Origin of the sequence: Gilliamella sp. B3783 (assembly GCF_026536125.1) — a bacterium.
Lineage (GTDB): Bacteria > Pseudomonadota > Gammaproteobacteria > Enterobacterales > Orbaceae > Gilliamella.
On record NZ_JAFNOU010000003.1, the window covers coordinates 210834 to 223896 of the forward strand.

General features: G+C 35.4%; 8 protein-coding genes. All 8 read left to right on the forward strand.

The window, feature by feature from the left end:
* The first annotated feature begins 85 nt into the window (after positions 1 to 85).
* The 8 genes from J3U59_RS04585 to eptA all read left to right on the forward strand — a co-directional run bounded on the left by J3U59_RS04585 (position 86) and on the right by eptA (position 13063).
* Positions 86 to 5164 carry an alpha-2-macroglobulin family protein gene (locus J3U59_RS04585; protein WP_267333099.1) on the forward strand — a complete coding sequence of 1693 codons (5079 nt, stop codon included), beginning with the start codon at positions 86 to 88 and terminating at the stop codon, positions 5162 to 5164.
* A 94-nt stretch (positions 5165 to 5258) separates the two neighbouring features.
* A complete protein-coding gene (gene pbpC / locus J3U59_RS04590) occupies positions 5259 to 7556 on the forward strand; it encodes a penicillin-binding protein 1C (protein ID WP_267333098.1) in 2298 nt (765 codons plus the stop codon).
* Positions 7557 to 7569: 13 nt separating this feature from the next.
* Entirely contained in the window at positions 7570 to 7995 is a 426-nt protein-coding gene (gene ndk, locus J3U59_RS04595; RefSeq protein WP_267333097.1) for a nucleoside-diphosphate kinase, read from the forward strand.
* Positions 7996 to 8276: 281 nt separating this feature from the next.
* On the forward strand, positions 8277 to 9110 hold the full coding sequence (locus J3U59_RS04600) for an ABC transporter substrate-binding protein (RefSeq protein ID WP_416379559.1): 834 nt from the start codon (positions 8277 to 8279) through the stop codon (positions 9108 to 9110).
* 3 nt (positions 9111 to 9113) lie between these two features.
* A complete protein-coding gene (locus J3U59_RS04605) occupies positions 9114 to 9842 on the forward strand; it encodes an amino acid ABC transporter permease (RefSeq protein WP_267333095.1) in 729 nt (242 codons plus the stop codon).
* Between the two features lie 2 nt (positions 9843 to 9844).
* Positions 9845 to 10528, forward strand: a complete 684-nt coding sequence (locus J3U59_RS04610; protein WP_267333094.1) for an amino acid ABC transporter permease — start codon at positions 9845 to 9847, stop codon at positions 10526 to 10528.
* A gap of 222 nt (positions 10529 to 10750) precedes the next feature.
* On the forward strand, positions 10751 to 11290 hold the full coding sequence (locus tag J3U59_RS04615) for a phosphatase PAP2 family protein (protein WP_267333093.1): 540 nt from the start codon (positions 10751 to 10753) through the stop codon (positions 11288 to 11290).
* 108 nt (positions 11291 to 11398) lie between these two features.
* Positions 11399 to 13063, forward strand: a complete 1665-nt coding sequence (eptA, locus tag J3U59_RS04620) for a phosphoethanolamine transferase EptA (RefSeq protein WP_267333092.1) — start codon at positions 11399 to 11401, stop codon at positions 13061 to 13063.

Consider the following 13063-nt stretch of genomic DNA (forward strand, 5'->3'; position numbering starts at 1 on the left):
TTGCTAATTTTTATGCAATAGGACATAATATCGTCAATAAAATAACAAGTATATTTACCTGTAATAGTAAGGATTAGATGAAACAATGAGATTGATAAAACAGTTGGCTGTGTTAGGTTTGTTTTTGGCGTTATGTGCTTGTGACGATCAAAAAAAGAAAACTGTCGATTTAGAAAGTACTAATAAAACGGAGCTCATTACCGATAATTCTACGCATAATTCGAATGTTAATTCGCAATCTCATAGTTCGTTTAATCCAACACCTGAATTAATTGAAAAATATAAAGGTAAAAGCCTAAAAGTTATCGATAGTTCAGAAGTTATTATTGATGGTACAAGTACTTTAGTTGTGACGTTTTCTGTTCCTATCAATCCAAAATTGAATTTTTCAAATTTATTGAGATTGGTTGACAAAGAGAGTGGTGTGGTTGATGGCGCTTGGGAGTTGTCTGATAATGGCCTTGAATTAAAACTTCGTTATCTTCAACCAGATCGTAAATTAGTTTTAACTATTGATAAAATGTTATCAGCTATTAATGATAGTCATTTACCCGAAGTTTATCAAACCGAGATAACCACTCAAGACCGTAAGCCAACAGTCGGCTTTGCAAGTACTGGATTATTATTACCAAGTAAATCGATGAGTGGGTTACCTATTACCACGCTCAATGTTGACAAAGTTGATATAAACTTTTTCAAAATTAAGCCAGAAAAATTATCCAGTTTGATCGATAATTATGGCTTTATTAATATGTTATCTATTTGGCGTTCGCAAGAAATGAGCGAATTTACTGACTTAGTTTATTCCTCAAGATTTGATCTTAATCCTAAACCGAATGCTCAAGAAACCATTATCGTTAACCTTTCTAACATTACTAAACTCAATCAAGAAGGGGTTTATATTGCGGTAATTAATCAAGCAGGAACTTATAATGAATATAACTCAGCAACAATATTTTCAATAAGTAATATTGGGGTTTCACTTCATCACTATAAAAATGGTAAATTAGCGGTAATGGCTCATGGTTTAGATAACGGTAAACCACTCGCCAATATTAATTTATCACTGCTATGCCAAACCGAAAATAGTAACAAAACATGTAAAAACCTGACAGCAACAACAGATAAAGATGGTTATGCTGAATTTACCAAAACAAAAAGCTCTGCCTATAACATATTGACGGCTACTGATGGCCAGCAAACCTCATTTGTGACGATTGATCGAAACGCACTCAATTTAACGGATTTCAATCTATCTGGTACGCCGTTTTATCAAAAACAATTGTTTGTTTTTGGCCCTCGTGATCTTTATCGTCCAAAAGAAACCGTCTATTTCAATGCACTATTACGCGACGCAGATGGTCAGCCATTACCTGAACAACCCATCATCGCTGAGGTGATATCGACTAATGGTCGAGTTGTTGAAACTTTCCATTTAAAAAGTCGTGCAGATACCAATGGTTTATATCAACAACAGTTTGTTATTCCCGATGATGCCGCAACAGGTAATTGGACAATTCGTTTTAATTTAGGTGATGATAACTTTCGCCAATGGAACTTCAAAGTAGAAGAGTTTTTGCCAGAACGTATGGCAATGGAAATTCACAGTTTATCTGATGAGCCAATTCTAAAGGATGAAGATGTTTCCTTTGATATCAAAGGTTGGTATTTATATGGCGCACCTGCATCCGGTAATCGCTTAGATGCGAATCTTTATTTAAAGAAAGCCGACACTATTGCTGGATTAGCTGATTTTAAAATTGGTCCAGTTACTGATGATAATCTATATGAGGATCTAGATTCTTTAGGGTTGGAGTTAGATAACGATGGCTTAACTCAAATTGATGTGAAGAAAGTTTATTGGTCCGAAACGCAATCGCCTGTCAAAGTTGTTTTACAAGCTAGTTTGCTAGATTCTGGCGGTAGGCCGGTTACACGTTATGCAACGCAAACTATTTGGCCAGCACCTAAAATGCCGGCAATTCGAGCATTATTTGAAGACTCGCCTTATTATGATTGGAATAGCGATAATTATTTACAGCGTCCTACTGTAGACATAAATAGTAATGCTGAATTCGAAATCGCTTACGTTGATACGCATGGTGAAAAATTAGGTACAAATTCATTAAAAGCTAGACTGATTCGTGAGCGTTATAATTATTATTGGGTGTGGTCAGATGTAGATGGCTGGAGCCAAAGTTACAACTCCAAGGAGTTTGTCGTTTCGGAAGATCAGTTATCGATTGAGCCAGGCAGTACCACAAAAATAGCCTATCAACCAACCGATTATGGTTCTTATCGTGTTGAAGTTGTCGATACTAACACTAAAGTCGTAACAAGTTTTCGATTCTGGTCTGGTTATGACTGGGAGGATAATACTCAAGGTACTAAATCGGTACGTCCAGACCAAGTTAAGTTAAGTATTGATAAGCCATCTTACAATCCTGGCGATGTCGCTAAAGTTAATGTTCAAGCACCTGTAGCAGGTTCTGGCTATATTTCTCTTGAAACCAACGATGGCACCATTTGGAAAAAAGCCATTACAGTGGGTGAAGAAGGTTTAGATGTCGACATTCCTATTGAAAAATGGGGACGACATGATATTTACATTAGTGCCATGATTGTTCGCCCGTCGACGGACGCTTCAGTGCAAACTGTCAAACGCGCAATTGGTTTGCTTTATTTACCGATTGATACGGCTAATCGTCAATTAAATTTTTCAATTGATGCACCGGTACAAGTACAACCAGAAAGCGTTGTGCCGATTAAAATTAAAATGGATCCATCATCTATCCAGAAAGATAAAAAAGTGACTGTATTGGTTTCAGCAGTTGATTCTGGCGTGTTAAATATTACTGATTATGTCACCCCCGATCCTTATGCTGGGTTCTTAGGGCGTAAACGTTATAATGTCGATATTTATGATGTCTATGGCAAATTAATTGAAGCTACCGGTCGTAATGTTAACATGAGCTTCGGTGGTGATGCGATGGGCGCTGGCGGGAAAAAACCGTCAAATGACGTTCAAATTGTTGCACAACAACTCAATACCATTGAGTTAAATGACGAAGGTGAAGGTGAGATTAATTTACCTTTACCTAATTTTAATGGTGAACTACGAATAATGGCGCAAGCATGGGATGATAACCGTTTTGGTAAAGCGGATAAAAAAATGAAGGTTGCCGCGCCGGTTGTGGTTGAATTATCTACGCCGCGATTTTTATCTGGTGGTGATCGCGCTGTATTAGCGTTAGATGTGCATAATTTGACTGATAGCACACAAACTATGCAAATTGAAGTATCAACCGCGGGTTTGATTAAGCAAAATGAAGCACAAACGATATCGGTTAAACTTGATAGTAAACAAAAAGAGATTATTCAAATTCCTGTAATTGCGGATTATGGTTATGGTGCAGGTTCAGTGACGATAGCGGTCAAAGGTATTTTACTCGAAGGTAATTCAGAGGTTAACATTGAACGTTCATGGTCAATTGGCGTAAGACCAGCCTATGCTGGTACAACGCGATCTTATGTAGCAGCATTAAATGCCAATGAAAGTTGGCAATTACCAGACCAAGCATTAACGGGATTAATTGATAACACTGTTGCTGGGCAGTTGGTTATCTCTAATCAACCACCCTTGAATATTGCTCAATATATCAAAGCATTATTTGCATATCCTTACGGTTGTTTGGAACAAACAACCAGTGGTTTATTCCCATCGCTATATGCCAATAGTGAACAACTTGCAGAGTTAGGCATTCAAACCGATGCTGATGATAAACGTCGTGAAAAAGTACAATTGGGTATTTCACGTATCTTATCAATGCAACGCAGTAACGGCAGCTTCGGTTTATGGAATAGCCATAACGAAGAAGAGCATTGGTTGACTGTGTATGCAACTGACTTCTTATTGCAAGCTAAAGAACGGGGTTATCAAGTTAGTGATAAAGCGCTTGATTTAGCAATGACGCGCATAGGTCAATATATTTATGATGCATCTGCATTTAATAATCTTAATTATTATGGAGATTCGCGTAATCTTGAGTTTACCAAGTTGTCAATCAAAGCTTATGCGTTAATGGTGCTAACTAAACAAAATAAAATTACCTCAGCAATGCGTAACGAGGTAAATTATTTATCAGACAAAATTAATAGTGATAAGTCATTTATCTATTCACCATTACCTTTAGCACAATTAGCGGTTGCTGCAAAATTGAATGGTTATCAACCTATCTATGAACAATTATTACCATTAATTTTCAGCACGCCATATCAGTATAATAATAACTGGTTAGGTAATTACGGCAGTGAAATACGTGATAAAGCATTAATACTCTCTTTACTGTTAGATAACAATATGGCTCAAAATAATCAAGCTAGTTATTTATTTAATTTATCAGATTTATTAAATGATAAACGCTATTTTTCAACACAAGAGCTAAACGCATTGTTTATTGCTGGTTGGTCATTAGAACAACATAGCACTGGTCATAAATTCAACGTGACGATAAATGGTAAAGTTAATGACGTGAATTCGGTTTTTTCACACTCTTATGATTATGATGGGTTAGCTCAAGGGTTAACGATTAAAAATGCAGAATCGAGTGAACCACTTTATATTAAGTTTTCTGTTACTGGTTATTCCAATACACAACCAGCACCAACGTCACCTGATGATTTCTTTAATATCAGTCGTCGCTATTACGATTTGCAGGGTAATAACATATCACCAGCAACTTTAGAGGTTGGTTCAATGATGGTTGTAGTTTTAGATGTAACGGCTAAAAAACCTGTTAATGATGCCTTGATTGTTGATTTTTTACCAGCAGGTTTGGAACTTGAAAATCAAAATCTTTCTAATAGTAGCGTAAATTTATCATCAATTCCTGCTATAGCGGATTTAATGAAAGATGAGGATATTAGTGATATTAAATATCAAGAATATCGAGATGATAGATATGTTGCCGCCGTTAATCTGCAAAAATATGTAGCGCGAGATACCTATCGTAAACGTATCGTTTATTTAGTTAGAGCGGTAACGCCAGGCGATTATATGATTCCTTATCCCTATGTTGAATCTATGTATCGTCCAGAACGCTTTGCGATAGGACAATCACATGATTTGATGACTATTTCAAATCCGAAAAAGGAACAAAATTAATCAAATATCAATAAACTTGACTGATTATTCCGCCAAAATATTTGGCGGAATTTTTATTTGTAAGTATATTTAGCAAGGTCACATAACAACAATAATGAAAAAACACTTTTATAAATTATTCAAATTTGTATTGATATTATTGGTTTTATTAGTCGGTAGTTTTTTGATTGCTGATTCTCTTTTTCCATTATCTATTTCCCAAAATAAAACTACGCAGACGGTTGTTGCTGAAGATGAAACACCCTTATGGCGATTTGCAGACCAAAATGGTGTTTGGCGTTATTCGGTCAACCTTGATGAAGTGCCCGACTATTATCTTGACGTTTTATTAAATTATGAAGATCGTTATTTTTACGATCATATCGGTATCAATCCGGTTTCTTTAGTCCGTGCAGCTTGGCAAAATATAGCTAATGATCGAATCATTTCCGGAGGCAGTACTCTCTCTATGCAAGTGGCGAGATTATTATATCCACATGATCGAACACTGCTCGGTAAGCTAAAACAGCTTTTTCGAACCCTGCAACTTGAATTACATTATAGTAAAAAGGAGATTTTAACTTTATATATTAATCATGCTCCTTATGGTGGCACAATAGAGGGTATTGGCGCAGCAAGCTGGTCCTATTTTGGTAAACATCCCAAAGCGTTAACAAGAAGTGAAGCTGTATTATTAGCCGTATTACCTCAAGCGCCAAGTCGATTGAGGCCTGATCGATTTCCTGAAAGAGCGAAGCAAGCTCGCGATAAAGTATTAGATAGATTGGCGCAATATAAGGTGTGGCCTAATGATTTGATCGATCAAGTCCGACGTGACGAAGTTTGGGTCTATCCACGAAAAGCACCGCAGTTGGCGCCTTTATTGGCTTATCGTCTAAAACAGAAATATCCGAATGAGGATATTATTCATTCCACTATTGATGCTTCGCTTCAATATAATTTAGAAGATTTAGCCATCAATCGAGCCTCACAACTACCTCCTAAAACATCATTGGCTATTTTGGTTGTCGATCATACTGATATGACAGTTAAAGCGTATATCGGTTCAGCTGATTTTAATGACAAAGAGCGCTTTGGCCAAGTGGATATGATTAGTGCGTTAAGATCGCCTGGCTCTACACTAAAACCTTTCATTTATGCTTTTGCCATTGATGATGGTATGATTCATTCAGAATCGTTACTCCAAGATGTTCCACGTATTACCACTGATTATCGACCCACTAATTTTGATGAGGGATTTAATGGCCCGGTTAGCGCATCGGATGCGTTAAGTAAATCATTAAACTTACCCGCGGTACAATTAATTGAGTTATATGGGCCAAAACGATTTGCCGGTAAATTGGCTGGCATCGGTTTACCGTTATCGTCCATAGCAAATGAACCGAATATCTCTTATATATTAGGTGGCGCTTCTGTAAGAATGGATAATCTTGTCAGCGCTTATAGTGCATTTGCAAGGCATGGTGAGGTGAGTCCTTTGCGCTTTACTCAACAAGCGCCATTAATTACTAAACCCCTTATTTCAGATGGTAGCGCTTGGATAACAAGACAAATGCTAATTAATAATAATTTATTAGCTTATAAAACCGGAACCAGTTATGGCTATCGCGATGCTTGGGCAATTGGTATTAATCCACGATATTTAATTGGGGTTTGGGTAGGGCGGCCTGATGGAACGCCTGTTGTGGGGCAATATGGTTCAATCTCTGCAATGCCAATTTTACAACATGTTAATTCTATTTTATTAAACCGAGAAAACCGTTTAAATCGTCCACTTACTGCTTATCCAAAACCAGAATCAGTATCATCTATAAAAATTTGTTGGCCATTAGGGCAACCGCTTCCTGAGTCAGATGCAAACTGTCACCGCCAAAAAACAGCATGGGTATTGAATAATATGGTTCCACCAACATTAAGCACCTATAGTGAGTTAAAAAATAATATTTATCGTTCTGGTTCGATAACGATTTGGGTTAATGAACAAGGTGAGCGTGTCGCGGCGGATTGCCCTGGCGCGCAAAAAAAACAAGTCGCGCTATGGCCAGTATCCTTAGAAAACTTTCTATTAACCAAAGAGAAAAGACGGGCTTTATTGCCACCAATTGATAAACGTTGTCCTGTAATGGGGCAAGATGTTTTTATGTCACTCAATATTGTTGGACTAAATGATAAACAACTACTTAGGGCATTGCCCGGCAACAATCAAGTCACCGTTGATTTAACACCAGAGGGGGGATATGGAGAAAAATGGTGGTTTTTAGATGGCAATCTTATTGCACATTCGATGGATAGTGATAAAGTTGCAGTCACTTTATCACAAAAAGGTGAACACTTTTTATTATTGTTAGATGAAAGTGGTCAAATTGCACGTGTCAAATTTAGCTTCAATTAATGAGGATTAACTTATGGCTATAGAACGAACTTTATCAATTATCAAGCCAAATGCAGTTCGTAAACAGATAATTGGTGAGATTGAAACGCGTATATCACAAGCAAAATTCAAGATTATTGCATTAAAAATGTTGAAATTAACACAAGAACAAGCGGCGGGCTTTTATGCTGAACATCAAGGTAAACCGTTTTTTGACAATTTAGTAAAATTTATGACATCTGGTGCAATTGTTGTGCAAGTACTTGAAGGTGAAAATGCAATTCAACGCTATCGTGAATTGATGGGGCCAACTGATTTATCTAAAGCGGCTGCGGGCACGTTGCGAGCAGATTTTGCTGACAGTGTGACTGAAAATGCAGTACATGGTTCGGATTCAGCGGCATCAGCCGAAAGAGAGATTGCTTACTTTTTTGTCGAAAATGAAATAATAGGAAGCTAAAGCAGTTTATAAAATGAAGATGTTATGTGAGTTAGCAACAACATATTGTGCAACCAGACATCTAAAAATATTTTTGATTAATCATCTCTATCAAAATTGCATGATGGTCTTTGAGAATGTTAATTAACAAGCAGCAATCATTAGTCACTCAATCATAAAAAAGTAGGTTGCTGCTTTTAATATAACTATTAGTTATAACCATGTAAAAATTTATTATTTATTTACCTCAGTTATTTGCTGTTAGACTTTAGCTGTACTTAACTCTATCCTTATTTGGGGAAATCAAGATGAAATTTTTAACTAAAACGCTAACAGTAGTAGCATTAATTGGTAGTTTATTAGGAACGAACTCTGCTTTTGCGGATCGTTTGGATGATATTGAAAAACGCGGTGAAATTAAAATAGCCGTATTTGATAGCAATCCGCCGTTTGGCTTTATTGATGAAAAAACGAATAAAATTGCAGGGCTTGATGTTGATTATGCTAATGAAATTGCTAAAGCATTGAATGTAAAAGTTGATCTTGTTCCAACTAATCCGGCTAACCGTATTCCCTTACTAACCTCACAAAAAGCCGATCTGATTGTAGCAAACTTTACGGTTACTGATGAACGCGCTAAAACAGTCGATTTTAGTTTACCTTACTTTGCTACCGGGCAAAAATTTATTGCCAAAAAAGGGTTATTAAAATCGCCTGATGATTTAAAAAATTTACGCATTGGTGCTGATAAAGGTACGGTAATGGAAATTACTTTACGTGAAAAGTATCCAACAGCTAAAGTGATCTCCTATGACGATACGCCTTTTGCTTTTACTGCATTGCGTAATGGTGTGGTACAAGCTATAACTCAAGATGATGCTAAATTAATTGGGTTACTTGCTAATGTGCCTGACGAACAACGCGCCGCATTTGAAATTTCGCCATTTAGTATTACCCAAGAGTATCAAGCTGTTGGTATTCCAAAAGGGGAAACCCGTTTGAAAGAAAAGGTTGACCAAATACTATTAAAACTTGAAAATGATGGTGAAGCGTTAACGATTTATAATCGTTGGTTTGGACCAGAAACCAAATCAGCTATGCCGCGCGGTGATTTTAAAATAGGTCAAGGTTTATAATTTATGTTTGAGCAGTTACTAGAACCACGTTACTTATGGTGGTTATGGGATGGTTTTTTAGTCACTATCGCTATTTCGGTTTTAACAATCATTTTATCTACTGTATTGGGTTTTTTGCTAGTTATTGCTCAACAAAGTCATATCAAATTTATCAAAGGCGTTGTAGTTAGCTATAACGCCATTTTTCGTTATTCGCCATTATTGCCTCAACTGTTTTTTTGGTACTTTGGCATTGGAAGTTTATTACCTGCTGAATTTAAAATGTGGTTATTTGATGAACCACAGATTAATTTATTTTTGTTCACTTTAAAAATGCCGTCATTTGAATTTATTATTGGTTTGATTGCTTTAACATTTTATTCTAGTGCGTTTATTGCTGAAGAATTTCGAGCTGGAATATCCGGTGTGAGTAAAGGGCAACAGCAGGCATCGTCGGCACTCGGGTTGACTTGGTGGCAAAGTATGCGATTTATAATTTTGCCACAAAGTTTTCGTATCGCATTCCCACCATTAATTGGTCAATATATGAATATTATCAAAAATTCATCCCTGACCATGGCTATTGGCGTCTTAGAGTTGTCTTACGTTTCTCGACAAGTAGAAACTGAATCGCTTAAAACTTTTCAGGATTTTGCCATTGCAACGTTTTTATATATTTTAGCTATAGTGATTGTAGGTACGCTCGGCAATATTTATCAGGCAAAACGACTGCAATTTGGTAACAAGGTTTAGTTATGGAACTTAAAGGTTTAGCACTTATTTGGAATAACCTGGATTATTTAATGTGGGGAAACTTTCCTGGCGGCATTTTCTTGACACTATTAATGAGCATTGCCGCTATCTTTTTTTCCACACTTTTGGGGATTTTAGCTGGGGTAGGCTTAACGGTGGCCAAAGGTATATGTCGCTATATATTAATTAGTTTATTGGGTTTTTTAAGAGCTATTCCTGTGATTATGCTAATTTTTTGGACTTACTTTTTATTACCTATATTGCTTGATATTGATGTGCCAGCTATAGCTACAGTGATATTCGCGTTATCCTTAATTGGCGCGGCTTATATTGGTCATTCAGTTTATGCGGGTATGATTGCGATTGCCAAAGAACAGTGGCAAGCAGCCTATTCGTTAGGTTTGACTAAAAGACAAGTTATTATTTTTATTATTTTGCCGCAAGCACTAAAAATGATGTTGCCATCTTTCGTTAATCAATGGGTTTCACTCATTAAAGATACCTCTTTAGCTTATATTGTTGGTGTGGCTGAATTTACTTTTGTTGCAACACAAATCAACAATCGTAGTATGGTTTATCCAACCGAGATATTTTTATTTGTCATTGTCGTTTATTTTATTATTTGCTGGTTGTTGGATTTTTCTTTATCTATGCTATCAAAAAGTCGGTTATTTCGTATTCACTGATCATTATTGTTGAACCGCCAAACTAACCATAATTTCTGATTATGTTAAGTTTGGTAAAATCATTATCCCTTTATCAAATATAGCCTTATTCCACCTTACTTGGGCGTATCAAACCGAAATGGAATTTATATTTGAAATTTATTGCATTAAGGTTGTATTAAGATTTATTGATTAAATTAGTTCACATTATAAATAATATTGGTTTTTTTTATGTGGAACAATGTGAATACTCAACTTTTTTTACTCATTAATGCATCAGAACAAGCTTCAAAAACATTTGTCTATTTTGCTGTTTTTTGTGCAAATTATTTAGTTTATTTGCCTGTCATTGTTTTAGGCATTTATTGGTTTTTACAGCCTTCTTGTCGACAATTAATTATTAAAATTGTCATTGGTTTAGCTTTGGCATTATTGGTCACGTTTATTCTTCGCCATCTCTTTTATTCACCGCGTCCTTTTGCACAAAATATAGGGACCAATTATTTATATCACGATAAAACAAGTTCATTTCCTAGCCAACATGCGGTTTTTGTTTGGACTATTTGTTTAGTCATTTGCTTAAATTACGGTGCTAAATTAAAAAAACTTCTAATGCTATTTACTGTTGTGGCTATTTTAGTCTGTTGGAGCCGAGTCTACTTAGGTGTCCATTGGCCATTAGACATAGTGGGGGGCTTTATAGTGAGTTTAATTTCAGCTTATGTAATACAAAAGTTATGGCCGATTATTTATAAATTACTATCAATGATTTTTATTCGCTGATCAGTATTTTAATTAAATAAACATCATTCATTTTTACATATTCATTAACGTTGATAGCTAAACACGAACTTCCTTTAGGGATAGGTATAAATGTAGTATAGGTTTTTTATGAAAAGAATAATTCAAATGCTTTTAACTCGTCCTATATCACTGCGTACGCTCATTGTGTCAGTTGCAGTATATCAAGCGACAATTTTGAATATCAGTTTTTACAAACAAGTTTTAATCAAATTATCTTTAGATTCTATTGAAAATATTGCCTTTTTTATATCCATGCCTGTTGTTGTTTTTTGTGTGATTTTTATCCTGCTCACTCTGCTATTAAATCAATGGTTAGTTAAAATAGTAGCAAGTAGTTTAGTCATAATCGGTTCAGCACTCTCTTATTTTATGCTCAGATTTGGCATTATGATTGATCGCAGTATGTTGCAAAATACGTTAGAGACGAGTTTTACTGAATCGGCATCGTTGATAACCTTTGAATTAATAAACTGTATTTTACTGTTAGGGATTTTACCCAGTATTGTCATTATACTTGTTAAAATTAAACCAAGAACGATAGGATTATATTTTTTATTTAAGCATGTCATGATTGTATTATTAGCACTGTTATTGGTTGGGCTTATTGCGCTTATTTTTTATAAAAATTATGCTACGTTTATGCGTAATAATAGCAAAATAATCAAATATCTACTCCCATCCAATTATATTGGTGCACTATACGGACAATATCAATTTGAACAAAATAAAAATCGCCCTTTTTTAACAATCGGTGATGATGCTCATCGGCAAGTCGTTAATAGTGATAGTGAAGCTATTAAAACAGTTGTTGTGTTAATAGTTGGCGAAACAGCGCGTAGTGAAAATTTTGCACTAAATGGTTATGGTAAAAACACAACGCCTTTGTTAAGCAAACGTGATGATGTTATCTCGTTTCAAAATACAACGTCGTGTGGTACCTATACTGCTTTTTCTATCCCTTGTATGTTTTCGAATATGTCACGTAAAAATTACGATGAAGCTTTAGCTTTACGTCAAGAAAATATACTCGATATTTTAAACAAACAAGGTATAAATGTAATTTGGTTGGATAATAATACTGGTTGTAAAGGTGTTTGTAACAGGATTGAAAATGAAAATATAACTAAAAAGTATCTAAATAGCGGTAGCAAACTTTGCCAAGATGGGGCGTGTTATGATGAAGTGCTTGTCAATGAGTTAGCCACAAAGCTGCAACATCTTGATAAAGATTCCTTAATTGTTTTACATCCTTTAGGTAGTCATGGTCCAAATTACTATCAACGTTATCCTGAACAATTTAGAACATTCACACCAACATGTGATACTAATCAGATAACTAATTGTGACTTAGGCAGTTTAGTGAATACTTACGATAATACGATTGTGTATACTGATTATATTATCAATCAAACAATTGAACTTTTACAACGTAAGCAAAATAAATATAACACGATGCTGATCTATTTATCCGATCATGGCGAATCGTTGGGTGAAAATGGTCTATATTTACACAGTTTTCCTTATTCAATTGCGCCAACACAACAAACTAAAATTCCATTTATTTTGTGGATTTCAAAGTATTTAGCAAACTTAAATCATATCAATACAGCATGTTTACAAAATCATGCAAAACAGGACCTTTTATCGCATGATAATTTGTTTCATTTATTATTAGGCATTTTTGCTATTCAGACTAAAGAGTATAATCAATCACTCGATAGCTTAAATTCTTGTAAAAATGCTCGTGGATAG

What these genes read in the sequence shown, in the direction of transcription:
- J3U59_RS04585 (WP_267333099.1), top strand. Translation starts at nt 86, where the DNA reads ATGAGATTGATAAAACAGTTGGCTGTGTTAGGTTTGTTTTTGGCGTTA.
- J3U59_RS04610 (WP_267333094.1), top strand. Translation starts at nt 9,845, where the DNA reads ATGGAACTTAAAGGTTTAGCACTTATTTGGAATAACCTGGATTATTTA.
- J3U59_RS04605 (WP_267333095.1), top strand. Translation starts at nt 9,114, where the DNA reads ATGTTTGAGCAGTTACTAGAACCACGTTACTTATGGTGGTTATGGGAT.
- ndk (WP_267333097.1), top strand. Translation starts at nt 7,570, where the DNA reads ATGGCTATAGAACGAACTTTATCAATTATCAAGCCAAATGCAGTTCGT.
- eptA (WP_267333092.1), top strand. Translation starts at nt 11,399, where the DNA reads ATGAAAAGAATAATTCAAATGCTTTTAACTCGTCCTATATCACTGCGT.
- pbpC (WP_267333098.1), top strand. Translation starts at nt 5,259, where the DNA reads ATGAAAAAACACTTTTATAAATTATTCAAATTTGTATTGATATTATTG.